This window comes from Streptomyces sp. NPDC101227 (assembly GCF_044767545.1).
Taxonomy (GTDB): domain Bacteria; phylum Actinomycetota; class Actinomycetes; order Streptomycetales; family Streptomycetaceae; genus Streptomyces.
This window is the reverse complement of the sequence record NZ_JBIWOD010000011.1, coordinates 229,532-251,996: the sequence shown is the minus strand read 5'-3', so window position 1 is coordinate 251,996 and position 22,465 is coordinate 229,532. Positions and strand designations below refer to the sequence as shown.

22 protein-coding genes are annotated in these 22,465 nt (G+C 71.6%); 15 read left to right on the top strand and 7 right to left on the bottom strand.

Features of this window, described 5'->3' with window-relative positions:
* The first annotated feature begins 19 nt into the window (after positions 1–19).
* From ACIRPT_RS25865 to tatC, 8 genes are all read left to right on the top strand, one after another.
* On the top strand, positions 20–823 hold the full coding sequence (locus tag ACIRPT_RS25865) for an FKBP-type peptidyl-prolyl cis-trans isomerase (RefSeq protein WP_403831038.1): 804 nt from the start codon (positions 20–22) through the stop codon (positions 821–823).
* Between the two features lie 57 nt (positions 824–880).
* The gene (locus ACIRPT_RS25860) at positions 881–1,255 is read left to right on the top strand and encodes an FKBP-type peptidyl-prolyl cis-trans isomerase (RefSeq protein WP_403504379.1); all 375 of its coding nucleotides are present in this window, start codon (positions 881–883) and stop codon (positions 1,253–1,255) included.
* A 116-nt stretch (positions 1,256–1,371) separates the two neighbouring features.
* The gene (locus tag ACIRPT_RS25855; RefSeq protein ID WP_403504382.1) at positions 1,372–2,340 is read left to right on the top strand and encodes a helix-turn-helix transcriptional regulator; all 969 of its coding nucleotides are present in this window, start codon (positions 1,372–1,374) and stop codon (positions 2,338–2,340) included.
* Positions 2,341–2,356: 16 nt separating this feature from the next.
* Entirely contained in the window at positions 2,357–3,307 is a 951-nt protein-coding gene (locus ACIRPT_RS25850) for a helix-turn-helix transcriptional regulator (protein ID WP_400066305.1), read from the top strand.
* A gap of 60 nt (positions 3,308–3,367) precedes the next feature.
* A complete protein-coding gene (locus tag ACIRPT_RS25845) occupies positions 3,368–3,628 on the top strand; it encodes a hypothetical protein (protein ID WP_403504385.1) in 261 nt (86 codons plus the stop codon).
* Between the two features lie 16 nt (positions 3,629–3,644).
* The gene (locus ACIRPT_RS25840) at positions 3,645–3,845 is read left to right on the top strand and encodes a hypothetical protein (protein ID WP_403504389.1); all 201 of its coding nucleotides are present in this window, start codon (positions 3,645–3,647) and stop codon (positions 3,843–3,845) included.
* A gap of 218 nt (positions 3,846–4,063) precedes the next feature.
* Entirely contained in the window at positions 4,064–4,354 is a 291-nt protein-coding gene (tatA, locus tag ACIRPT_RS25835; RefSeq protein ID WP_403504392.1) for a Sec-independent protein translocase subunit TatA, read from the top strand.
* Between the two features lie 115 nt (positions 4,355–4,469).
* Positions 4,470–5,375, top strand: a complete 906-nt coding sequence (tatC, locus tag ACIRPT_RS25830; RefSeq protein ID WP_403504394.1) for a twin-arginine translocase subunit TatC — start codon at positions 4,470–4,472, stop codon at positions 5,373–5,375.
* Positions 5,376–5,489: 114 nt separating this feature from the next.
* Here the strand turns inward: tatC and ACIRPT_RS25825 are convergent, their stop codons facing one another.
* Together ACIRPT_RS25825 and ACIRPT_RS25820 are read right to left on the bottom strand one after the other, a co-directional pair.
* Positions 5,490–5,636 (bottom strand): hypothetical protein, encoded by a 147-nt coding sequence (locus ACIRPT_RS25825; protein WP_403831033.1) that lies wholly within the window; start codon positions 5,634–5,636, stop codon positions 5,490–5,492.
* Positions 5,633–5,782 (bottom strand): hypothetical protein, encoded by a 150-nt coding sequence (locus ACIRPT_RS25820; RefSeq protein ID WP_403831030.1) that lies wholly within the window; start codon positions 5,780–5,782, stop codon positions 5,633–5,635. The genes ACIRPT_RS25825 and ACIRPT_RS25820 overlap by 4 nt, the downstream gene beginning before the upstream one ends.
* A 256-nt stretch (positions 5,783–6,038) precedes the next feature.
* Here ACIRPT_RS25820 and ACIRPT_RS25815 point away from each other — a divergent pair, with 256 nt between their 5' ends.
* Positions 6,039–8,858, top strand: a complete 2,820-nt coding sequence (locus ACIRPT_RS25815; RefSeq protein ID WP_403831027.1) for a DEAD/DEAH box helicase — start codon at positions 6,039–6,041, stop codon at positions 8,856–8,858.
* A gap of 400 nt (positions 8,859–9,258) precedes the next feature.
* Here the strand turns inward: ACIRPT_RS25815 and ACIRPT_RS25810 are convergent, their stop codons facing one another.
* Positions 9,259–10,401 carry an LLM class flavin-dependent oxidoreductase gene (locus ACIRPT_RS25810; RefSeq protein ID WP_403831024.1) on the bottom strand — a complete coding sequence of 381 codons (1,143 nt, stop codon included), beginning with the start codon at positions 10,399–10,401 and terminating at the stop codon, positions 9,259–9,261.
* Positions 10,402–10,942: 541 nt separating this feature from the next.
* On the opposite strand from ACIRPT_RS25810, the gene ACIRPT_RS25805 reads away from it, so the two are divergent.
* Entirely contained in the window at positions 10,943–11,617 is a 675-nt protein-coding gene (locus tag ACIRPT_RS25805) for a MerR family transcriptional regulator (RefSeq protein ID WP_403831021.1), read from the top strand.
* A gap of 73 nt (positions 11,618–11,690) precedes the next feature.
* On the opposite strand, the gene ACIRPT_RS25800 is transcribed toward ACIRPT_RS25805, so the two are convergent.
* Both ACIRPT_RS25800 and ACIRPT_RS25795 read right to left on the bottom strand, forming a co-directional pair.
* Positions 11,691–12,548 (bottom strand): siderophore-interacting protein, encoded by an 858-nt coding sequence (locus tag ACIRPT_RS25800; RefSeq protein WP_403831018.1) that lies wholly within the window; start codon positions 12,546–12,548, stop codon positions 11,691–11,693.
* A gap of 89 nt (positions 12,549–12,637) precedes the next feature.
* Complete coding sequence (locus tag ACIRPT_RS25795) at positions 12,638–13,552, bottom strand: 5'-3' exonuclease H3TH domain-containing protein (RefSeq protein ID WP_403505090.1); 915 nt, start codon at positions 13,550–13,552, stop codon at positions 12,638–12,640.
* Positions 13,553–13,781: 229 nt separating this feature from the next.
* Here ACIRPT_RS25795 and ACIRPT_RS25790 point away from each other — a divergent pair, with 229 nt between their 5' ends.
* From ACIRPT_RS25790 to ACIRPT_RS25775, 4 genes are all read left to right on the top strand, one after another.
* Positions 13,782–14,942, top strand: a complete 1,161-nt coding sequence (locus tag ACIRPT_RS25790) for a glycine betaine/L-proline ABC transporter ATP-binding protein (RefSeq protein WP_403504411.1) — start codon at positions 13,782–13,784, stop codon at positions 14,940–14,942.
* Complete coding sequence (locus tag ACIRPT_RS25785) at positions 14,935–17,544, top strand: ABC transporter permease/substrate binding protein (RefSeq protein WP_403831015.1); 2,610 nt, start codon at positions 14,935–14,937, stop codon at positions 17,542–17,544. Before ACIRPT_RS25790 ends, ACIRPT_RS25785 begins: the two co-directional genes overlap by 8 nt.
* Positions 17,545–17,765: 221 nt before the next feature.
* Positions 17,766–18,200, top strand: a complete 435-nt coding sequence (locus tag ACIRPT_RS25780) for a hypothetical protein (RefSeq protein WP_403831013.1) — start codon at positions 17,766–17,768, stop codon at positions 18,198–18,200.
* A 44-nt stretch (positions 18,201–18,244) separates the two neighbouring features.
* On the top strand, positions 18,245–18,991 hold the full coding sequence (locus ACIRPT_RS25775) for a helical backbone metal receptor (protein ID WP_403504419.1): 747 nt from the start codon (positions 18,245–18,247) through the stop codon (positions 18,989–18,991).
* 1 nt (position 18,992) lies between these two features.
* Here the strand turns inward: ACIRPT_RS25775 and ACIRPT_RS25770 are convergent, their stop codons facing one another.
* Positions 18,993–20,138, bottom strand: coding sequence for a TDT family transporter (locus ACIRPT_RS25770; protein ID WP_403831010.1), 1,146 nt, complete (start codon positions 20,136–20,138; stop codon positions 18,993–18,995).
* A gap of 70 nt (positions 20,139–20,208) precedes the next feature.
* On the opposite strand from ACIRPT_RS25770, the gene ACIRPT_RS25765 reads away from it, so the two are divergent.
* Positions 20,209–21,141, top strand: a complete 933-nt coding sequence (locus ACIRPT_RS25765; RefSeq protein WP_403504424.1) for a LysR family transcriptional regulator — start codon at positions 20,209–20,211, stop codon at positions 21,139–21,141.
* On the opposite strand, the gene ACIRPT_RS25760 is transcribed toward ACIRPT_RS25765, so the two are convergent.
* On the bottom strand, positions 21,087–22,463 hold the full coding sequence (locus tag ACIRPT_RS25760) for a uracil-xanthine permease family protein (RefSeq protein ID WP_403504427.1): 1,377 nt from the start codon (positions 22,461–22,463) through the stop codon (positions 21,087–21,089). The genes ACIRPT_RS25765 and ACIRPT_RS25760 overlap by 55 nt on opposite strands.
* Between the last annotated feature and the right edge of the window lie 2 nt (positions 22,464–22,465).

Here is a 22,465-nt window from a genome sequence, read left to right as displayed (position 1 = left end):
GGCCGGCTCAGTGCCGACGGTGAGCGGGCAGGCCGATGCCAAGCCGAAGGTCGACAAGGGCGAGGGCGACCCGCCCAAGAAGCTCCAGGTCAAGGTCCTCAAGAAGGGCAACGGGCCCGAGGTGAAGAAGGGCGAGGCCCTCAACGCCAACTACCTCGGCCAGACCTGGGAAGGCAAGGCCTTCGACAACAGCTGGGACCGCGGCGCGCCCGCCACCTTCGAGATCGGCAGCGGCAAGGTCATCAAGGGCTGGGACGAGGGCCTGGTGGGCCAGAAGCTCGGCAGCCGCGTCGAGCTGGTCATCCCGCCGGACAAGGGTTACGGCCCGCAGGCGCAGCAGAACATTCCGGCCAACTCCACGCTGGTCTTCGTCGTCGACCTCAAGAAGATCATGCCGAGCAAGGTCGAGGGCAAGCCGGTCGCGCAGGACAACGCCGATCTGCCCAAGGTCGGGACCAATATCGACGACAAGGCCCCGAAGATCACCCTGCCCAAGGGCAAGGACGCGCCGAAGGACATCACGAGCTCGACGGTCATCGACGGCAAGGGCGCGAAGATCAGCGAGAAGAGCACCGTGCGTGCCAACTTCGAGGCGGTCGCCTGGAAGAACGGCAAGGTGCTCGCCGACACCTGGGCACCGGGGCAGCCCGGGGCGCAGGACGTGCCGGTCACGCAGTTCCCGGGCTGGAAGGAAGGCCTCAAGGGCAAGAAGGCCGGCAGCCGGGTGCTGATCGTGGTGCCCAAGAGCAAGCTGACCCCTGAGCAGCAGAAGTCCATCGGCTCTGATCTTGTGTTCTCTGTGGACGTCCTCAGCGTCAGCTGACGCCGATCTGCGAGACTGACGCCGTAATCGTCAAGATTCATAAGTAGGAGCACATTCGTGAACATCGACAAGCCCGAGATCGACTTCCCCGACGGCCCGGCTCCGACCGACCTGGAGATCGTGGACGTGTGGGAGGGCGACGGGGCGGTCGCCAAGGCCGGGGACTTCGTCAAGGTCCACTACGTCGGCGTTGCCTTCAGCACCGGCGAGGAGTTCGACGCGAGCTGGAACCGCGGCAACCCGCTGGAGTTCCAGCTGGGCGCCGGCCAGGTCATCGCCGGCTGGGACAAGGGCGTGCAGGGCATGAAGGTCGGCGGCCGTCGCAAGCTGACCATCCCCGCGCACCTCGCGTACGGCGACCGCGGCGCCGGCGGCGGCCGGATCGCCCCGGGCGAGACGCTGATCTTCGTCTGCGACCTGGTCTCCGTCTGAGACCGCGTCCGACGCACCCGTAGGGCCCCTGCCGCCGCGGCAGGGGCCCTCGGCTTTGCCCGGAGCACCCCGAGGGGTACGGTCAGCGATCGGGAGTTCCACGAGAAAGGGCGTCGATGGCCATTGCCAAGGCCGAGCGGCTGATGAATCTGGCGCTGTGCCTGCTGGGGACGCGACGCCCGCTGACCAAGCGCGAACTCAGGTCGTCCATCGAGGCCTATATCGAGGCCAACAGCGATGACTCCTTCAACCGCATGTTCGAGCGGGACAAGGACGACCTGCGCGAGCTCGGCCTGGTCATCGCCACCGTGGACGCCATCGACGGCGAGGTCGGCTATCTCGCCCGCCGCGACAGCAACCGCCTCCCCCCGATCACCCTGGACGCCGAGGAGGCCGCGGCCCTGGGGCTCGCCGCCAAGATCTGGCAGCAGGCCCGGCTCGCCGGCGCCGCCAGCGGCGCGCTGCAGAAGCTGCGGGCGGCAGGCATGCCGCTGGCCGGGGAGGGCGAGGAGTTCGACGACCGCCAGCCGCACAGCGCCCTCGAGCCCCGTATCCCGGCCCACGAAGCCGCCTTCGAACCGCTGATGCTGGCCTGCCGCGACCGCCGCCCGGTGGTCTTCGACTACCGCAAGGCCAACGCCGCCCGCCCCGAGCAGCGGCAGGTCGAACCCTGGATCCTGGAGTGCTGGCGCGGCCACTGGTACCTCGCCGGCTGGGACCGGGGCCGGCAGGCCGAGCGGGTCTTCAGGCTCTCCCGGATCACCGGCAAGGTCCGCTCCCGGCAAGGGGCGTTCACCGCACCGGTGCCCGACCACGTCACCGTACGGGAGACCGTCGAGAGCTGGGCGGGGGAGACCGCCACCGGCACCGCCCGGATCAGGCTCCGCGCCGACCACGGCTATCCGCTGCGGTCCCGTGCGCTCACCGTCCGGGACCTGGGCGACGGCTGGGACGAGCTGGAGATCCCCAACGGGCACGGACTCGACGCCTGGCTGGTGGAGTTCGGACCCGACGTGGTGGTGCTGGAGCCGGCCGAACTGCGGGCCGATGTCATCGACCGGCTGCGCGCCGTGGCCAAGGGCTGAGAGGGATACGTAACCCATGGCGACGAACGCGATCGACCAGACCCGCCGGATGCTGTCCCTGGTGACCTATCTGCGCGAGCGCCCCGGCGCCCGCGTCGGCGATGTCGCCCGCGCCTTCGGCATCACCGAGGACGAGCTGATCGCCGACCTCGACGTCCTGCCGATGTGCGGGACGAGCTTCCGCGGCGGCGACCTCCTGGACATCGACACCGACGGCGACCGCATCTGGTGGCACAACCCCGACGACGTGGCCGAGCCGCTGCGCCTGGCCGCCGACGAGGCCACCGCCCTGCTGGTCGCGGCCCGCGCGGTGGCCACCCTGCCCGGACTGCGCGAGGGCGACCGGCAGGCGCTGCTGCGCGCCACGGCCAAGCTGGAGGCGGCGGCCGGCGAGGCGGCCGGTGCCAGCTCCCGGCTGTCGGTGACCTTCGAGTCCGAGGGCGGGGTCTTCGCCGATGTGGACCGCGCCATCGCCGAGCGGCGCCGGCTGTGGCTGCGCTACTACTCCCCGGCCCGCGACGAGCTGACCGAGCGCGAGGTCGACCCGATCCGGCTCTTCGCCGTCGGCCACACCTACGTGGAGGCCTGGTGCCGGCTCTCCGAGGCGCGCCGGACCTTCCGGCTCGACCGGGTCGCCGAGATCAAGCTGCTGGACGCGCCCGCCGACCCGCCGCCCATCGAGCTGCGCGATCTGTCGGAGGGACTGGTCCAGCCCGCGGCCGAGGATCCCGAGGTGTGCATCGAGGTCGGGCCCGGCGGCCGTTGGGTCGCCGAGTACTACCCGCACGACAGCGCCGAGGAACTCCCCGACGGGGGGCTGCGCATCACGCTGCGCACCCCCGACCCGGCGTCGCTGCGGCGCCTCGCGCTGCGGCTGGGCCGCGACGGCCGGATCGTGGCGCCGCAGGCACTCGCCGACAGCGCACGGCGGGCGGCGGCGGCGGCCCTCGCGGCGTACGGCGAGTGAGCGCGGCGCGCCGGTCACCGTAGGGGCCCAGGGACATCCGCAAGGAGGAGGCAGCGAAGGATGACGACCACGATGGCGACCACCACTATGGGGACCACGACCGCTCCGGTGCTCTTCAAGGCGGCCTGCCCGGACTGCCGGGGCCGCTTCGAACTGGCCTCGGACGCCTTCCGGCTGGCCATCGGCGCCAGCCGTCGCACCACCTTCTACTCCTTCACCTGCCCCGACTGCGGCCGCGCGGTGCGCCGGCCGGCCGGCGAGCGGATCGTCGAGCTGCTCACCGGCGGCGGGGTGCGCACCCTGCGGCTGCACACCGGCTGACCGATAGGCTCGCCCCATGCTCTGGCCCATGATCGCTGTCGCCCTCGGCTTCCTCGGGATCGCCGTGCTCGGCGTCCTCGCCGTCCGTGTCTTTGTCGAGGTACGGCGGCTGGCCCGGCAGGTCGGCGTGGCGTCGGCGCGGATCCAGCGGGCGGCCGAGGACCTCGAACGGGCGGCCACGCCGCTGGCCTCATCCATGAATCTGACGAAGAAGTGACGGCCGGCGGGCGGCCCTGACCTGCCCTTCCCCATGGGCGGTACGCTGTTGCCCAGGGCCGATGGTCGAGGCGCGGCCCCGCAACCGGGAGTGCGCACAGGGGTTGCCCCCCATTCACCCGTGAGCGCTACGATCGCTGCAAGTTCGGCGGGCGGACGGATGTCCGGCCAAGTCAGCTAGTTCCATCCCCAGCCGCCTCGGTGAGAAGGTAAAGACTTATGTTCGGTGGCAAAATCGGCACCATGGAGCTCGTCCTCATCGTCGTCGTTCTCCTCCTGCTGTTCGGCGCGAAAAAGCTCCCCGACATGGCCCGCTCGCTGGGCAAGTCCGCCCGCATCCTCAAGAGCGAGGCCAAGGCGATGAAGTCCGAGGCCACCCAGAAGCAGGAGGCGCCCGCCGACCCGCCGAAGGACGAGCCGCAGGCCGAGTACAAGACCATCAAGGCCGCTCCGGGTGATGTGACCGGCGCGCGGCCGGTCAATGATCCCGAGCACACCGCGCAGCGCTGACCGAGGGCTTGACCGTGGCGGCGGCCGCCCCGCCGCCGGTGGCATGAGATGAGGACAAGGGTTGCGGAAGTCTGCCCCTAATAAGCCGGCGAAGGAGAAGGACCCCGAGGGACGCATGCCTCTCGTGGAGCATCTGCGTGAGCTGCGCAACCGGCTGGCCAAGGGAGTGCTGGCCATCGTCGTGGCGACGGTGGTGGCGGCGTTCTTCTACGAAGCGATCATCAACTTCTTCACCAAGCCGGTGCTGCAGTCGGTCGGCTGCCGCTCGCTGTTCACCGAGGTCGCCAAGCTGGACAAGGGCCAGCAGTGCGCCAACATCGTGATGCTGGACCTGCTCGGACCGTTCACGCTGGCCCTGAAGGTGTCCCTGATGGCCGGCGTGGTGCTGTCCGCCCCGGTCTGGCTCTACCAGCTGTGGGCCTTCCTCGCGCCCGGTCTGCACCGGCACGAGAAGAAGTACACGATGAGCTTCGTGGCCGCCGGATTCCCGCTGTTCGCGGCCGGCGCCTACTTCGCGTACTGGACGCTGCCGACCACGGCCAAGGTGCTGACCAGCTTCACGCCCGCGGGCGTGGGCAACCTCCTCCAGCTCGACAAGCTGCTCGATCTGATCACCCGCATGGTGCTGGTCTTCGGGCTGTCCTTCGAGCTGCCGCTGCTGCTGGTGATGCTCAACTTCGCCGGGATCATCACCGGCCGGCGGATGCTGGGCTGGTGGCGCGCGATGGTCATGGGGATCACGGTCTTCTCCGCCATCGCCACGCCCAGTACGGACCCGTTGACCATGATCGCGCTGGCGGCGCCCATCGCGTTCCTCTACTTCGTCGCGGTCGGCGTCGCGCTGTCCAACGATGCCCGGCGCCGACGCCGGCAGGACGCCGGGCCCGCCGACGACGAGGCGTCCGAGCTGGATCTGACGCCCGAGGACATCGGTGAGCTGGAGCCGGTGGCGGGGCCCGCGGCGCTCAGCGACGGCAATGACGCCGGGCGCGGCCGCGGCGGCTACGACGACGTCACCTGAGGAGACGCCGGACGCCTGGGACGCGAAGGAGGCGGGGAGCTTACGAGCTCCCCGCCTCCTTTTCCGTGCGCCGGGCGCGGTGTGCCGGTGGGCCCGCCCGTCAGCGTCGGTCCGTCAGCACTTCTTCAGGCCCTGGAGGGATCCGGTGCCCCGGTAGTACAGGCTCTTGTTCGGCATGATCGTGTGGCAGCCGCTGTCCGGCCACCAGCGCTCGGCCACCCGCACCCGTATCGACGACTTGCAGCCGTTGTGGATGTTCACGCGTTCTTGCTCAGGTACCAGGTCGCGGTGACGCACTTGCCGAACTCCGAGCTCGCGGCGGCCGCCGGGCCGGCCGTCGCCATCGGGATCCCCACCGCAGTCACGGCGAGCGCCGCGGTCACCGTCGCTGCCTTGAACCTGTTCATCGTTCCCCTTCGTCGCGGGGCGCCCGCCCCCTCGCCTCCCGCCCGCGGTTGTCGCGCCTGGTCAGGGGCGTGACATACGAATTCCCGCGGTACATACGGAATGATCTTGATGAGTATGAGCAGGCCGTTTATGGGTGATCCAAGCGGGTTTCGGCAGGTCCGGTGGGTAAGGGCGGTCCGGGCGGGGGCGGTCGGGTAAAGGAGCCGGATAATGATCCGGTCGTTGTCAGAGGTGGCCGGTAGGCTCGTAAGCACGATGACCGAGGACATGTCCCCTGCTGAGCGCTATGCCGCCGCCAAGCTCCGGGCGGCCGAGCAGGCCACCGCACTCGCCCCTTTCCGAGAGATGTACGACTTCGACCTGGACGCATTCCAGCTCGAGGCGTGCAAGGCCCTGGAGGCCGGCAAGGGGGTGCTGGTCGCGGCACCCACCGGATCCGGCAAGACGATCGTCGGCGAATTCGCCGTCCACCTGGCCCTGGAGCAGGGCCGCAAATGCTTCTACACCACTCCGATCAAGGCGCTGTCCAACCAGAAGTACCAAGACCTGGTCAAGCGTTACGGGGCCGAGAGGGTCGGCCTGCTGACCGGCGACAACAGCGTCAACTCCGAGGCGCCGGTGATCGTGATGACCACCGAAGTGCTGCGGAACATGCTCTATTCCGGCTCACAGTCCCTGATAGGCCTCGGCTATGTGGTCATGGACGAGGTGCACTACCTCTCCGACCGCTTCCGCGGCGCCGTCTGGGAAGAGGTGATCATTCATCTTCCCGAGTCGGTGACGCTGGTGTCGCTGTCGGCCACGGTCTCCAACGCCGAGGAGTTCGGCGACTGGCTGGACACCGTCCGTGGTGACACCGAAGTGATCGTCGCCGAGCACCGCCCGGTGCCGCTGTGGCAGCACGTCCTGGCGGGCCGGCGGATGTACGACCTGTTCGAGGAGCGGGACGGCGGCCAGGGCGGCGGCCGCCGCGAGGTCAACCCCGACCTGGAGCGGCTGGCGCGGATGGAGAACAGCCGCCCGACGTTCGGCCGGGACAAGCGGCGCGGCCGCAACATGCGTGAGGCGGACCGCGAGCGCGAGCGGCGCCAGCGGTCCCGGATCTGGACGCCCAGCCGGCCCGAGGTGATCGACCGCCTCGACAACGAAGGCCTGCTGCCCGCGATCACCTTCATCTTCAGCCGCGCCGGCTGCGAGGCGGCCGTCCAGCAGTGCCTGGCGTCGGGCCTGCGGCTCAACGACCAGGAGGGCCGCGAGCGGGTCCGGCGCATAGTGGAGGCGCGCACGGCCGGCATTCCGGACGACGACCTGCATGTGCTGGGCTACTTCGAGTGGCTGGAGGGCCTGGAGCGGGGCATCGCGGCGCATCACGCCGGCATGCTGCCGACGTTCAAGGAGGTCGTCGAGGAGCTGTTCGTCCAGGGGCTGGTCAAGGCCGTCTTCGCGACCGAGACGCTGGCCCTGGGCATCAACATGCCCGCCCGGTCCGTGGTGTTGGAGAAGCTCGTCAAGTGGAACGGCGAGCAGCACGCCGACATCACCCCCGGCGAGTACACCCAGCTCACCGGCCGGGCGGGGCGCCGGGGCATCGACGTCGAGGGCCATGCGGTGGTGCTGTGGCAGCGCGGCATGGACCCCGGCGCGCTGGCCGGTCTGGCCGGGACGCGTACGTACCCGCTGCGGTCGTCGTTCAGGCCGTCGTACAACATGGCGGTCAATCTCGTCTCGCAGTTCGGGCGGCACCGTTCGCGGGAGCTGCTGGAGATGTCCTTCGCGCAGTTCCAGGCCGACAAGTCGGTCGTCGGGATCTCCCGGCAGGTGCAGAAGAACGAAGAGGGGCTGGCGGGTTACAGCGGCTCGATGACCTGTCATCTCGGCGACTTCGAGGAATACTCCCGGCTGCGGCGGGAGCTGAAGGACCGTGAGACGGAGCTCGCCAAGCAGGGCGCGGCGCAGCGTCGGGTGGCCGCCGCCGCGGCGCTGGAGAAGCTGAAGCCGGGCGACGTCATCCATGTGCCGACGGGCAAGTACGCCGGCCTCGCGCTGGTGCTGGATCCCGGCATGCCCTCGGGCCGTACGGACCGGCACCGCGGCTTCGATGCGCAGGACGGCCCGCGGCCCCTGGTGCTGACCGCCGAGCGGCAGGTCAAGCGGCTGGCCTCGATCGACTTCCCGGTGCCGGTCGCGGCGCTGGACCGGATGCGGATCCCCAAGTCCTTCAACGCCCGCAGCCCGCAGTCGCGCCGCGATCTGGCGTCCGCGCTGCGTACGAAGGCCGGTCATCTCGTGCCGTCGCGGCATCGCAAGCCCCGTGCGGAGGCGGCCGACGACCGCGAGATCGCCCGGCTGCGTACGGAGATCCGCGCGCATCCCTGCCATGGCTGCGCCGAGCGCGAGGACCACGCCCGCTGGGCCGAGCGCTACCACCGGCTGCTGCGGGACACCCGCCAGCTGGAGCGCCGCATCGAAGGCCGGACGAACACCATCGCCCGCACCTTCGACCGGATCTGCGCGCTGCTGACCGAGCTGGACTACCTCGAGGGCGACACCGTCACGGAAGAGGGGCGACGGCTGGCCCGGCTCTACGGCGAGCTGGATCTGCTGGCCAGCGAATGCCTGCGCGACGGCGTCTGGGAGGGTCTGGGCCCCGCCGAGCTGGCGGCCTGCGCCTCGGCGCTGGTGTACGAGGCGCGGCAGGCGGACGACGCGGTGGCGCCCAAGCTGCCGTCCGGCAAGGCCAGGGACGCGCTGGCCGAGATGGTCAGGATCTGGGGGCGGCTGGATGCCCTCGAGGAGGACCACAAGATCAACCAGGCGGAGGGCGTCGGCCAGCGTGAGCCGGACCTCGGCTTCGCGTGGGCCGCCTACCGCTGGGCCTCCGGCTTCGGTCTCGACGAGGTGCTCCGGGAGGCGGAGATGCCGGCCGGCGACTTCGTCCGCTGGTGCAAGCAGCTGATCGACATCCTCGGCCAGATCGCGGCGGCGGCCCCGCCCGGCAGCTCGGTGGCCCGTGCGGCGCGCAAGGCGGTGGACGGGGTGCTGCGCGGCGTGGTCGCGTATTCGTCGGTGGGGTAGTGGCGTAGCGGAGTAGGGGGATAGACGAGGCGGTGACGGTGCCCGCCCTCCGGTTTGGGGGGCGGGCACCGGTCGTGTGGCCTTGGGGCGGTGCACTCTGCGGGGGCGGTGCGGCACCCCTTAGGGGGTTGGGGAACAGATCCCGTAGGGGGTGCACGGGCCCCCTGCGGGCCTTCAACGCGGGGGCTGCCGGGCGGTATTCCCGTCGGTCCACCGCGTGAACGGCGGGGCGTTGACCGGTACGAGACCGTGCCTGGAACGGGACGGTGCCTGGAACGGGACGCTGCCCGGAACGGGACGGTGCCTGGAACTGGACGCCGCCCGGAAGGGGGCGGTGCCCCGAGGGGGCGGTTCCGGCAAGGGGACGGTGCCCGGCACTACCAGGGGCGGACCGGGCCGGTCACCCCGCGAAGGCCCCTCGTTCCGCGGGGGCCTGTCGCTCGGTGGCGACCTCCCGCTCGGCATCCCGCTTCGCGACTTCCTCGCGGACGATCGGGATGACATGGCGGCCGAAGTCGATCGCATCGTCGAGCAGGTCGTAGCCGCGCGCGGAGATGATGTCCACGCCCAGGTCGTAGTAGTCCAGCAGGGCCTGCGCGACGGTCTCCGGCGTGCCGACCAGGGCGGTGGAGTTGCCCGCGCCGCCCGTTTCCGCGCTGGTCGGGGTCCATAGCGCCCGGTCGTGCCGCTCGCCCGCGGCGGCCGCCGCGAGCAGCCGCTGGGAGCCGGCGTTCTGCGGGTTCTTCAGGCCCTGATGGCGGTTGAGCGGCGCGCCCGCCTTGCGTGCCTTGATCCGTTCCAGGGTGCGGTGCGCCTTCTCCCAGGCCAGCTCCTCGGTCGGTGCGAGGATCGGCCGGAACGCGACCTGGATCCGGGGGACATCGCCGCGGCCCGCCGCCCGCGCCGCCGCCTTGACCGAGGCGATCTGCTCGGCGGTCCCGGCCAGCGGCTCGCCCCACAGGCAGTAGATGTCCGCCTCGGCGCCGCCCGCCGCATACGCCGCGGCCGACGAGCCGCCGAACGACACCTGCGGATGCGGCTGTTGGAGGGGGAAGGTGTCGGAGACGAAGTCGTGGAAGCGGTAGTGGGTGCCTTCGTGGTCGAAGGGCTCGTGGCTGGTCCAGATCTTCTTGACGATGCGGATGTACTCGCGGGTGCGGTCGTAGCGCTCGTCCTTGGTGAGCGTGTCGCCCTCGCGGCGCTGCTCGTGGTCGTTGCCGCCGGTGATGAAGTGCACGGCCAGCCGCCCGTCGCTGATCCGGTCCAGCGTGGCGAAGGTCTTCGCGGCGAAGGTGGGGTACGAGACGTTGGGGCGGTGGGCGACCAGCAGTTGCAGGGTCTCGGTGCGGGCGGCGACATAGGCGGCGGCCGGGGAGGGGTCGGGCGAGCCGGAGGCGTAGGCGAACAGCACCCGGTCCCAGCCGTAATCCTCATGGGCGCGAGCGAGCTTGAGGGTGTAGTCCTTGTCGAAGGAGGCGCCGGAGCGGGGGGCGACTTCGGATCCGTCGTGGGTCGCGGCGATGCCGAGGAACTCGACAGGCATGGGGTGGCCTCGTCTTCTCGTAGATCATGCGGGGCGTGCGGAGGGGGCTGCGCAGGGCAGCAGGCGCAGATGGCGTGCGGGCGTGCGGGCGTGCGGGCGTACGGAGGGGCCGTAGGGGAGGGCCGTACGAACGGGCCGCGCGGAACAGTCACACGGAAGGCCCGTACGGAAGAGCCATACGGAAGGCCCGTACGGGAAAAAGGGAAGCGGTGGCGCTGCGGTGGCGCTACCGAGACGTCAGCGGCAACAGGAGGCGGACCACACCCGACCGAAGTCGATGTGGTCGCGGGTGACCAGCCGCTGGAAAGGACGCATGGGCTCAGTGGAACAAAGAGATGTATGCGCCGTCAACCAATACTTCTGGCGGGACAGGCCGGCCCTCGGTCAGCAACCGCTGGGCGAGTGCGGTGAGTTCGGGGGCGCGCGGCACGGTGCCGATCGTGCGGTGGGTGCGGGCTGCCGGCCCGGTGGCCTCCGGTCGCCAACCGGATAGCCGAGCTATCTATCATGGGTGGGTGAACTGGCGAGGAAGGGGCAGCGAATGCGCATCGGGGAATTGAGCCGGCAGACGGGCGTCGCGGTCCCGACGATCAAGTATTACGTGCGGGAGGGCCTGCTTCCCGCGGGCCGCCTGACCAGCCCCAATCAGGCCAGCTACGACGACACCCATGTGCGCAGGCTGCGGCTGATCCGGGGGCTGATGGACGTCGGGGGGCTGTCCGTCTCGGCCGTCCGCGAGGTGCTGGCCGCCGTCGACTCGCCCGAGGAGTCGGTGCACAAGGTGCTGGGCGCGGCGCAGGAGGCCATCACTCCGCCGTCCACGGGGGAGCCGGAGGGGCTGGCGGAGGCGCGGCGCACGGTCGCGGAGTTCGTACGCCGCCGGGGCTGGCGGGTCGATCCCGATCATGTCTCCGCGGAGGCGATGGCCGTCGCGCTGGCCACCTTCCGGGGTATCGGGCACGGCTCCTTCGAGGAGGTGCTGGACGACTACGCCGAGGCGTGCGAGCGGATCGCGGCCGCGGATCTGGCGTTCGTGGGGCGCAACGCCGAGGTCGACACGCTCGTGGAGAGGGTGGTGGTGGGGACCGTGCTGGGCGATGCGGTGCTCAGCGCGATGCGGCGGCTGGCGCATGTGGACCGCTCGGCCCGCCGGTTCGACGAGGGGGCCGGCGCCGCGTCCGGCGGGCAGGGGCAGGGGCAGGAGCCGGGTCGCTAGGACCGCGGCCCGGAGTGCGGTGCGGGCCGCGGCCCCGGCGATCCGGCCCGGTCGGACGGGTCGGCGCGGTGGTTCAGGAAGTGGCCGCCGGGGCGGTTTCCTGTTCCGCCTCCACCCGCTGGTTCCAGTCGCGCTTGGAGGCCTGCCAGCCGTCCTCGTCGTGGCCGGTGCGCCAGTAGCCGGAGATGGACAGGGCCTCGCGCGGGATGTCGTGGTCGATGCGGAGCAGCCGGCGCAGTTCCTTGACGAAGCCGGCCTCGCCGTGGACGAACGCCTGGACCCGGCCGGGCGGGAACTCCCACTCCCGTACGGCGGCGACCAGTTCGCGGCCGACCGGGGCGGCTCCGCGAGGGAGCCAGGTGATCTCGGCGCCGGCCGGGGCGTCGAGCTCCTGGCGCTCCTCGGGACCCGCCACCTCGATGAAGGCGTGCACCGGTGTGCCCGCGGGCATCCGGGCGAGCGAGGCCGCGATGGCCGGCAGGGCGCTCTCGTCGCCGGCCAGCAGATGCCAGTCGGCGTCGGCGTCCGGAGCGTAGGCGCCGCCGGGGCCGGTGAAGAGGATCTCGTCGCCGGGCTCGGCCGCGGCCGCCCACGGCCCGGCCAGCCCCTCGTCGCCGTGCACCACGAAGTCGAGGGCCAGCTCGTGGGCCGCCGGGTCCCAGGAGCGCACGGTGTACGTACGGGTCCTGGGCCACTGGTCGCGGGGGAGTTCGGCGCGGATCCGGGCCATGTCGAACGGCTCGGGGTAGGTGACCTCGGGCAGCGGAAAGACCAACTTGACGTAGTGGTCGGTGAATTCGCCCGCGGTGAAGTTCCCCAGGCCGTCACCGCCCAGTACCACGCGCACCATGTGCGGAGTCAGCCGCTCGGTGCGCACCACATGGGCGCGGTGCAGTGTGGGCTGTTTGCGGGCCGGACGCTCTGCTGCCACGACATTCCCCTGACGTGCTCGCCGGATGGTTGGCCTGACGCGACCCCCGGTCGGCGAGGTCACGTATTAGGCATGCCTAACCTAACAGGTCACCGGTGGAGGGCGTCGAGCAATCGCTGCAAAGATCCGCCCAAACCCCACTGCGCGGCGAGCGCCTCCAGTCGCTCCGGGTCGGCAGGTTCGGCCGGCAGGGCGTGATCGACATCGGGAACCGGCACGTCGGTGGCCACGCGTACGACCTTCGGCGCGACCTCGAGGTACGGGCGCGCCTCGGTCAGCCGCTTGCGCTGCGTGGGGGTCAGCTTCGAGGCCGGATCGTCGGCGGCGGCCATGATGCCCGCGAGGTCGCCGTAGGCGTCCAGCAGTTTGGCGGCGGTCTTCTCGCCGACTCCGGGTACGCCCGGCAGGCCGTCGCTGGGGTCGCCGCGCAGCAGCGCCAGATCGGCGTAGCCGGAGCCGTCCACGCCGTACTTCTCGCGCAGCAGCGCCCCGTCGGTGAGCTGGAGGGTGCCGACGCCCTTGAGGGGATACAGGATGCGGATGCCGCGCTCGTCGTCGATGAGCTGGAAGAGATCGCGGTCACCGGTGACGATGTCGACCGGGCCCGCCGCCTGCCCGGTCAGGGTGCCGATGACGTCGTCGGCCTCGTAGCCCGCGGCGCCGATCCGGGCGATGCCGAGCGCGTCCAGGACGTCCTCGATGACCGGGACCTGCGGGGAGAGGGTGTCGGGGATCTCCTCCTCGTCGGGCTCCGCGGATCCGGCCGGGGCCTCCTCGGCGACCCGGTGCGCCTTGTACGAGGGGATCAGGTCCACCCGCCACTGGGGCCGCCAGTCGAAGTCCATGCAGGCGACCAGGTCGTCGGGCTGGTGGTCCTGGACGAGCCGGGCGATGAAGTCCAGCAAACCGCGTACCGCATTGACGGGCGTACCGTCCGGGGATTTGACCGATTCTGGTACCCCGAAATAGGCGCGGAAGTAGAGAGAGGCGGTGTCGAGGAGCATCAGGCGTCGAGTCACACCCCGCATGATGCCGTATGCCCCTTACATCACAGCGATGTGATCTGGGGCACCGTCTTGTTTGAGCCGCATAAAGACGGGCAGGCGCGCACCCGGAGCGGACCTGGTAGCGATTTCAACTTTTGCGCCGGGTGAAGCCGGGCCGAACCCGTGCCGTTCCACGACCTGCCGGCGGGGGTGGCAGGTCGTTTCTCGTGCGACAAGAGAGGTCTATGTGTCCAGGCTGCAAGCCGAGCATCTGTACAAGGTGTTCGGCAGACGACCCGAGGACGCGGTCCGCAAGCTCGAAGGCGGCGTCGGCCGCGACGATCTGCGGGCCGAAGGCACCACCGCCGCCGTGATCGATGCGTCGATAGAGGTGGACGAGGGCCAGATATTCGTCGTCATGGGTCTGTCCGGGTCCGGCAAGTCCACGCTGCTGCGCATGCTCAACGGGCTGCTGGAGCCGACCGCCGGAACCGTCCGGATCGACGGCCAGGACCTGACCTCTCTCAGCGACAAGGAGCTGCGCAAGGTCCGCTCCGAGAAGATCTCCATGGTCTTCCAGCACTTCGCGCTCTTCCCGCACCGCAGCGTGCTGGAGAACGCCGCCTACGGCCTCGAGGTGCAGGGCATACCGCGCGCCGAGCGCGAGCGGCGCGCCACCGAGGCGCTCGAACTCACCGGGCTCAAGGGCTGGGAGAAGTCCTGGCCCGACGAGCTCTCCGGCGGTATGCAGCAGCGCGTGGGCCTGGCCCGCGCGCTGGCCACCAACGCCGATCTGCTGCTGATGGACGAGTCCTTCAGCGCGCTCGACCCGCTGATCCGCCGCGATATGCAGGACCAGCTGCTGGAGCTGCAGAAGACGCTGAAGAAGACCATCGTCTTCATCACCCACGACCTCAACGAGGCCATGCGGCTCGGTGACAGGATCGCGGTGATGCGCGACGGGCGGATCGTGCAGACCGGCACCGCCGAGGACATCCTCGTGCGCCCGGCCAACGACTACGTCGCCTCCTTCATCCAGGACGTCGACCGCACCCGGGTGCTGACCGCCGGCGCGATCATGGACGAGATCGGCACCGTGCTCGGCATGACGACCGACGACGGCAAAAAGCTCACCACCGCGGCGGAGTTCCGGGCCGCGGCGCCCGCCACCGCCGGCGTGGACACCCCCCTCGTCGAGCTCTTCACCCCCTGCTCGACCAGCACCGTCCCGGTCGCCGTCACCGACGAGCAGGGCAAGCTGATCGGCGCCATCCCGGTCGCCCGGCTGCTCGGCGTCCTCGGCGAGTCCGCACCGCAGGAAGCGACCTCGGGCGTCCCCGCCCCGACCGCGGGTGACACCACGCCCCTCGACAAGAAGACCGAGGGCAAGGTGATCGCCGGTGCCTAGGATCCCCGTAGGCGGCTGGGTCAGCGACGGCGTCGACTGGCTGCGCGACAACCTCAGCTGGCTCTTCGAATTCGTCACCCACATCCTGAACGGCTTCTACAGCGCGATCCACACGGTCCTCGCCGCGCCCCAGCCGCTCATCCTCGTCGGCATCCTCGCCGTCATCGCCTGGTGGCTGCGCGGACTGCCGGCCGCGCTGTTCACCTTCCTCGGCTTCGCGCTGATCATCTCCATCGAGCAATGGGACGAGACCGTCTCCTCGCTGTCGCTGGTGCTGGTGGCCTGCCTCATCACGATCGCGGTCGCCCTCCCGCTGGGCATCCTGGCGGCCCGCAGCCGCGCCGTCGGCGGTGCGCTGCGCCCGGTCCTGGACCTGATGCAGACGATGCCCGCGATGGTCTATCTGATCCCCGGCATCCTCTTCTTCGGCCTCGGCGTGGTCCCCGGCATCGTGTCGACCATCGTCTTCTCCATGCCGCCCGCGGTCCGCATGACCGAGCTGGGCATCCGGCAGGTCGACGAGGAACTGGTCGAGGCCGCGGAGGCGTTCGGCACCCACCCGCGTCGCACGCTCTTCCGCGTCCAGCTGCCGCTGGCGCTGCCCACGATCATGGCCGGCATCAACCAGGTCATCATGCTGGCGCTGTCCATGGTCGTCATCGCCGGCATGGTCGGCGGCGGCGGTCTGGGCGGATCCGTCTACAACGGCATCAGCTCCGTCGATGTGGCACTGGGCTCCGAGGCCGGCCTCGCGGTCGTCATCCTCGCCATGTACCTGGACCGGATGACCGGCGCGCTCAACCAGCGGGTCTCCCCGCTCGGCCGGCGCGCCCTGGCCAAGGCGCAGGCCGCGCTCGGCGGCATGAAGTTCCTCCAGTGGAAGCCCGCCACCTCCCTCGCGATGTGCGGCGTGATCGTGCTGGCGCTGCTCGCCGGCGGGATGAGCTACCTGGGCAAGGACGGCGGCGCCGCCGGCGGCACCACCGACGGCAAGGGCCGTCCGGTCAGCCTCGGCTACGTCAACTGGGACGAGGGCAAGTCCACCACGTACCTGTGGAAGGAAATCCTCGAGCAGCGCGGCTACAAGCCCAGGGTCCAGGCCCTGGAGGCCGGTCCGCTGTTCGCCGGGCAGGCCCGCGGCGACATCGACGTCCAGACCAACGCCTGGCTGCCGACCACCCACGCCGCGTACTGGAAGAAGTACCAGGACAAGCTCGAGGACCTGGGCGCCTGGTACGACAAGACGTCGCTGGAGATCGCGGTCCCGTCGTACATGAAGGGCATCAAGTCCCTCGATGACCTCAAGGGCAAGGGCGGCGACTTCGGCGGCAAGATCACCGGTATCGAGCCCGGCGCCGGCGAGATGAAGATCCTCAAGGACAAGGTCCTCAAGGACTACGGCCTGGGCGGCGAGTACAAGGTGCAGGAGTCCAGCACCTCCGCGATGCTCACCGAACTGGACCGCGCCATCCACGCCAAGAAGCCGATCGCGGTCACGCTGTGGTCCCCGCACTGGGCCTACAACAAGTACAAGCTCACCAAGCTGAAGGACCCCAAGGGCTCGTTCGGCTCCGGTGACAGCCTGCACCTGCTGGGCCGCAAGGGCTTCGCCAAGGACGAGCCGCAGGTCGCCGGGTGGATGAAGAACTTCCACCTGGACGAGAAGCAGCTCACCAGCCTGGAGGACGACGTCAAGACCGCCGGCGTGGGCCATGAGCAGGAGGGCGTGCGCACCTGGCTCAAGAAGCACCCGGGCCTGGTCAACAAGCTCGCCCCGTCCGCCCACGCCTCGTACGCCAAGGGCAAGGACGCCGGCAAGGCGCCGAACATCGGTTACCCCGCGTGGGACGAGGGCATCGCCACCACCTACCTGTGGAAGAACGTCCTCGAGAAGCGCGGCTACAAGCCGAACATCCGCAACCTCGACGTCGGCCCGATGTGGACCGGCCTGTCGACGGGACAGATCGACGTCGAGACCGACGGCTGGCTGCCGGTCGCGCAGAAGCAGTACTGGGACAAGTACAAGAAGGACGTCGTCGACGGCGGTGCCTGGTACGACAAGACGTCGCTGGAGATCGCGGTGCCGTCCTACGTCAAGGGAGTCAAGACCCTCGATGATCTGCGCGAGCACAAGGACGAGTTCAAGGGCAAGATCATCGGTATCGAGCCGGGCACCGGCGAGATGAAGCGCCTGCACGATGTCGTCCAGCCCGCTTACGGGCTGAAGGACTTCCAGGTCACCGAGGCCGGCACCGGCGCCATGCTCACCGAGCTGGAGCGGGCCTACGCCAAGAAGGAGCCCATCGCGGTCGTCCTGTGGTCCCCGCACTGGGCGTACAGCAAGTACCACCTCACCAAGCTCGAGGACCCCAAGGGCACCTGGGGCGCCAACAACCAGATCAAGACCGTCGGCAACAAGAGCTTCCCGAAGAAGTTCCCCGAGTTCGCCGGCTGGCTCAAGAACTGGAAGATGACGCCCGACCAGCTCGGCAGCCTGGAGCAGGACATCCAGGACGCCGGCAAGGGCCACGAGAACCAGGGCGTCGAGAAGTGGATCGATGACCACCCGGGCATCGTCGACAAGATGGCGCCGGTGAAGTAACCGCGCGGCCCCCGCGTACGAGCCCCGCCCCCGGCAGCAGCCGGGCGGCGGGGCTCGCCGTTTACCCGCCGCCCGGCCCCCGACGGCTCGCCCTGGAATGGAGTACCGGCTCCACCTACCGGCCGCGCCCGCGTCGCGATGCGGTGCGGGCGGTGATTCGCTCCCCTTGTGCCGGTCTTCCCGCGCGGCCGCCGAAGCCGCGGCCGGCGCAGGAGGCGACCGTGAACCCTGTACGTACCGCCGCCGTCGCCCTGGCAGGCGCAGCCGTCCTGGGACTTGCCGCGCCCGCCGCGGCGGCGCTGGTCGAGCCGGACCCGATGGCGGCCGGGCAGCGCGTGAGCGTCAGCGACGGGCGGCGGTGCGCGGTGGACCGGGGTGCCACGGCCGCCTCCCCCCTCTTCGGATCGGTGGTCCTCGAACCGGCCGCGCGCGGGCTGGCGGCCGATACGCGGGTGGCCCCGGGCGCCACGCCCGGCCACTACCGGGTCACCGTCGACTGCGGAAGCGGCGGCGGGAAGTTCACCGAGACCGTGACCGTACGGCACGGGCGGGCCGACGGGGTGAACGCCAGCCAGGCGGCCGGCGGGCTGGCGCTGCTGGCGCTGGCGGGCGGCGCCGCCTATCTGCTCCGGCGCAACGCCAACGCCCGTACCTGATCGGCGAGTTCCGGGCGGCGTGCCCGGCCGCGTACGGTGAGCGGATGACCCTCCGGCCCTCCGGCAGCTCCGTCCGGCGCGTGGTGTCCCTGGTGCCCTCCCTCACCGAGGCGGTGGCGGCGGGCGCGCCCGAGCTGCTGGTCGGGGCCACCGACTGGTGCAGCCACCCCGCCGGGCTCGACGTCACCCGCATCGGCGGCACCAAGAACCCCGACACCGCCCGGATCGCCGCCCTCGCGCCCGACCTCGTGATCGCCAACGAGGAGGAGAACCGCCCGCAGGACCTGGACGCGCTGCGGGCCGCCGGGCTGACCGTCTGGGTCACCGAGATCCGCACCCTCGGCCAGGCGCTGAGCGAGCTGGAACGGCTGCTGGTGCGCGGCTGCCGGCTGCCCCGCCCCGACTGGCTGGACGCGGCCGAGGCCGCATGGCGGGACCTGCCCGCCGGGACGGACCGGCGCTCCGCGGTGGTGCCGGTCTGGCGGCGGCCGTGGATGGTGCTGGGCCGGGACACCTTCGCCGGCGATCTGCTCGCCCGGCTCGGCGTGCGCAACGTCTACGCCGGGCACGCCGACCGCTACCCCCGCATCCCCCTCGACGAGCTCAACGCCACCGCCGCCGATCTCGTCGTGCTGCCCGACGAGCCGTACCGCTTCACCGCCGAGGACGGGCCCGAGGCGTTCCCCCGCCTGCCCGCCGCGCTGGTCAGCGGGCGCCATCTGACCTGGTACGGGCCGTCGTTGGCCCAGGCCGCGGGGGTGCTGGCGGCTGAAGTGGCCGCGGCGCGGTGACCTACCGCGCCGCGGGCCGCGGCCCCGGCGGCGCCAGGAGCTCGCCGCGTGCCAGGCCGAGCCCGGTGCGCGTGCCGGCCACCGCCACCGCCGTCACCACGACGGCGAACAGCGCCACCGCCAGCCAGGCGAACGCGGTGAGTCCGGTGTGCCGGGCGAGCGCCGCGGCCCCGGTGACGCAGGTGCCGACCGGGAAGGTGAAGCCCCACCAGGTCATCCCGAATCCCATTCCGCGGCGGAACGCCCGCACCACCATCGCCGAGGCGATCGCCAGCCACAGCAGCGCGAAGCCCATCACGGGCACGCCGTACAGGACGGCGAAGGCGCCCATCGCCTGCGCATAAGGCGCGGCGACGACCCCGGGGGCGGCGTCGGCGAGGTGGTGCACGGCGGTGGTGGACTGGCCCAGCGGGCCCAGGACGAGGAACAGCGTCGGGGTCAGCGCGAGCGGCAGCGGGCCGTGGTGGAACAGCCGGGCCAGCACGAGCGGCAGCACCAGCAGCGTCGCCAGCAGCGACAGCCCGAACATCGCGTAGCAGCCCAGCAGCATGGCCGCCCGCCACTGACCGGCCGGCAGATGCGCCATCAGGGCCGGGCCGGTCGCCGCCGACACCATCGGCGCGACCAGCGGCAGGATCCAGACCGGAGCGGCGCCGCCCGCCTCGATGCGGTGCCTGGTGATCATCAGATACGGGATGCCGGCGGCGGCCGTCAGCCCGACGAGGGTGCCCGCGGTCCACAGCACGGCCGCGGCGGCGAGCGCGGGCCCGGCGCCGATCACGTCCCGGCCGACGGCGAGCGTGCCGGCGCCGACCGCGAGGAGCGCCATCGACAGGCACCCGTAGAACGGCGCGACGGCCGGGTCCAGCAGATGCAGCCGGGCCTGGTCGCCGTGCCGGACCCAGTGCACGGTACGGGCGCCCAGCAGCGTCACCAGCATCAGCGCCGACAACGCCCAGACGACCGCGTACGCGCCGCGCAGCCCCGGTGCCTGGAGCGGCAGGGCCGTACCGGCGTTGGCGACGATCGCGGTGCCCATGACGGCGGCGTACCAGTTCGGGCCGAGATGACGGAGGGAGGGGGCGGTGCCGCGGGTGCCGGGGAGGGCGCCCGCGGGCCGGGAAGGTGCTTGCGCGGCGAGGGTCATGACATGAGCGTCGCCGTGCCGGGCCGCCCTCACCAGGGCCATTGCGTCTATGAGGGCATAAGCTGGGTTTATGTGCAGCGCAGAGGACGGGCCCGCCGCCGTACCCCTCGCGCACCGGGTCCCGGACCTCGGTGCGCTGGAGCTGCTGCTCGCCGTCGCCCGGCTCGGCAGCCTGGGGCGGGCGGCCCGCGCGATGGGCGTCACCCAGCCCGCCGCCAGCAGCCGGATCCGCTCTATGGAACGGCAGCTCGGCGTGGCGCTGGTGGAGCGCTCACCGCGCGGCTCCCGGCTCACCGACGCCGGGGTGCTGGTGACGGACTGGGCGCGGCGGGTGGTGGAGGCGGCCGAGGCGCTCGATGCGGGCGCGCAGGCGCTGCGCGGGCGCCGCGACTCCCGGCTGCGGGTCGCCGCCAGCATGACCATCGCCGAGTATCTGCTGCCCGGCTGGCTGATCGCGCTGCGCTCCCAGCGCCCGGACACCGCCGTCTCGCTGATCGCCGGCAACTCCAGCGTGGTCGCCGAACGGCTGCTGACGGGCGAGGCCGACCTCGGCTTCGTCGAGGGCCTGGAGGTCCCGGCGGGGCTGGACGGCGCGGTCATCGGCCACGACCGGCTGATCGTGGTCGCCGCCCCCACCCACCGCTGGTCCCGGCGGCGTACGGAGCTGACCGCCGCCGAACTGGCCGCCACCCCGCTGATCCTGCGCGAGCGCGGCTCCGGCACCCGTCAGGTGCTGGACGCGGCGCTCGCCCGCCACGGCGGCCTGGCACAGCCCCTGCTCGAACTCTCCTCCACGACCGCGGTCAAGGCCGCCGTCGTCAGCGAGGCCGCGCCCTCCGTCGTCAGCGAACTCGCCGTCCGGGAGGAGCTGACCGCCCGCCGGCTGGTGCGGATCCCGGTCCAGGACCTGCGCCTGGGGCGCGATCTGCGGGCCGTGTGGCCGACCGGTCAGCGGCCCGCGGGGCCGGCCCGGCAGCTGCTGGGGCTGACGCAGGGGGCCTGAGGCTCAGGCGTCGGCCCGGCCGGCGAAGGGGCGCGCGGCGCGGGCGCCGCCAAACGCCCGAACAGCGCCGACAGCACGATCGCCGTCAGGGCGGCGGCCGGCACCCCGCTGCCGAACAGGGCGCGGGCCCAGCCGGGCAGCGGCGCGTACAACTGCGGGGCCAGGATGGGCAGCAGGCCGGCCAGCAGGGTGAGCGCGACGACGGTGGAGGCGGCGCGGCCGGCGAGGTCGGTGCGGCCGAGCATGGCGATGCCCATGGCCGCGATCACCGCGTAGATCACCAGGGCCGCGCCGCCGACGACCGGGGTGGGCAGCGCGGCGAGCAGCCGGGTGACCGGCGCGAGCAGACCGCTCAGGACGAGCAGCGCGCCGGCCGCGGCGGTCACGAACCGGCTGCGGACACCGGTGAGCGCAGCGATGCCGATGTTCTCCGCGCTGGTCACCATCACCGGGGCGCCGAACAGCCCGGCGCCCAGCGAGACGAGGGCATCCGCGCGGGCGGTGCGCGGCACATCGCGCGCCGGGTCGGGAGTACGGCCCACCGCCTCGCTGTTGAGGACGGTCTGGCCGGTCGCCTCGGCGAGCGAGGCGAGGGCGAAGACCATCAGCGGCAGCGCGGCCAGGAGGTCGAAGTGCGGGACGCCGTACGGGAGCAGCCGGGGCAGTGCCACCACCGTGTCGCCCGGGACGGCGGGGAACGCGGCGCCGCCGAGCGCGGCGGTGGCGGTGCCGGCCACCATGCCGATCAGCACCGACAGCTGCCGCCAGACCCCGCGCAGCACCAGGAAACACAGGGTGGTTGCGGCAAGGGTGACCAGCGCCAGCCGGCGCCCCGCCAGCGCCATGGGCGCCGCGACATGGATCATGTTGACGCCGATGACCAGCACCGTCGCGCCCATCACCAGCGGCGGGAAGAGGCGCACCAGCCGCCCGTACAGCGGCAGTACGGCCAGCAGCAGCGCGGCCGCGAGCAGCACGGAACCCGAGGCGGTGGCCGCGCCGTGGGCATGGGCGATCTCCAGGAAGACAGCCACCGCCGCGCCGCCCGGCAGCATCATGAACGGCAGCCGGGCCCCGGCCCGCAGCACCCCGAAGGACTGCAGCAGCGCCCCGGCGCCGCACAGCATCAGGGTGGCGCTGAGCAGGGACGCGGTGCGGGCGGGCGGCAGATGCAGACCGGCCCCGATCAGGAAGACCGTGGAGACGGGCGCCGCGATCATCGCGAGGACGTGCTGCGCGGCGAGCGGCAGCAGCCGCGGCAGTGGCAGCCGCTGGTCCACGGCGGGTGTGGCCGGCGCCGGCGGTCCCGGAGAGGCGGTCATCG

Excerpts from the sequence above, each read along its gene's own strand:
- ACIRPT_RS25845 (WP_403504385.1), top strand. The coding sequence starts at position 3,368 with ATGACGACCACGATGGCGACCACCACTATGGGGACCACGACCGCTCCG.
- ACIRPT_RS25850 (WP_400066305.1), top strand. The coding sequence starts at position 2,357 with ATGGCGACGAACGCGATCGACCAGACCCGCCGGATGCTGTCCCTGGTG.
- ACIRPT_RS25770 (WP_403831010.1), bottom strand. The coding sequence starts at position 20,138 with ATGACCCTCGCCGCGCAAGCACCTTCCCGGCCCGCGGGCGCCCTCCCC.
- ACIRPT_RS25795 (WP_403505090.1), bottom strand. The coding sequence starts at position 13,552 with ATGCTCCTCGACACCGCCTCTCTCTACTTCCGCGCCTATTTCGGGGTA.
- ACIRPT_RS25820 (WP_403831030.1), bottom strand. The coding sequence starts at position 5,782 with ATGAACAGGTTCAAGGCAGCGACGGTGACCGCGGCGCTCGCCGTGACT.
- ACIRPT_RS25805 (WP_403831021.1), top strand. The coding sequence starts at position 10,943 with ATGCGCATCGGGGAATTGAGCCGGCAGACGGGCGTCGCGGTCCCGACG.
- tatC (WP_403504394.1), top strand. The coding sequence starts at position 4,470 with ATGCCTCTCGTGGAGCATCTGCGTGAGCTGCGCAACCGGCTGGCCAAG.
- tatA (WP_403504392.1), top strand. The coding sequence starts at position 4,064 with ATGTTCGGTGGCAAAATCGGCACCATGGAGCTCGTCCTCATCGTCGTC.
- ACIRPT_RS25760 (WP_403504427.1), bottom strand. The coding sequence starts at position 22,463 with ATGACCGCCTCTCCGGGACCGCCGGCGCCGGCCACACCCGCCGTGGAC.
- ACIRPT_RS25765 (WP_403504424.1), top strand. The coding sequence starts at position 20,209 with ATGTGCAGCGCAGAGGACGGGCCCGCCGCCGTACCCCTCGCGCACCGG.
- ACIRPT_RS25855 (WP_403504382.1), top strand. The coding sequence starts at position 1,372 with ATGGCCATTGCCAAGGCCGAGCGGCTGATGAATCTGGCGCTGTGCCTG.
- ACIRPT_RS25810 (WP_403831024.1), bottom strand. The coding sequence starts at position 10,401 with ATGCCTGTCGAGTTCCTCGGCATCGCCGCGACCCACGACGGATCCGAA.
- ACIRPT_RS25775 (WP_403504419.1), top strand. The coding sequence starts at position 18,245 with ATGACCCTCCGGCCCTCCGGCAGCTCCGTCCGGCGCGTGGTGTCCCTG.
- ACIRPT_RS25840 (WP_403504389.1), top strand. The coding sequence starts at position 3,645 with ATGCTCTGGCCCATGATCGCTGTCGCCCTCGGCTTCCTCGGGATCGCC.
- ACIRPT_RS25815 (WP_403831027.1), top strand. The coding sequence starts at position 6,039 with ATGACCGAGGACATGTCCCCTGCTGAGCGCTATGCCGCCGCCAAGCTC.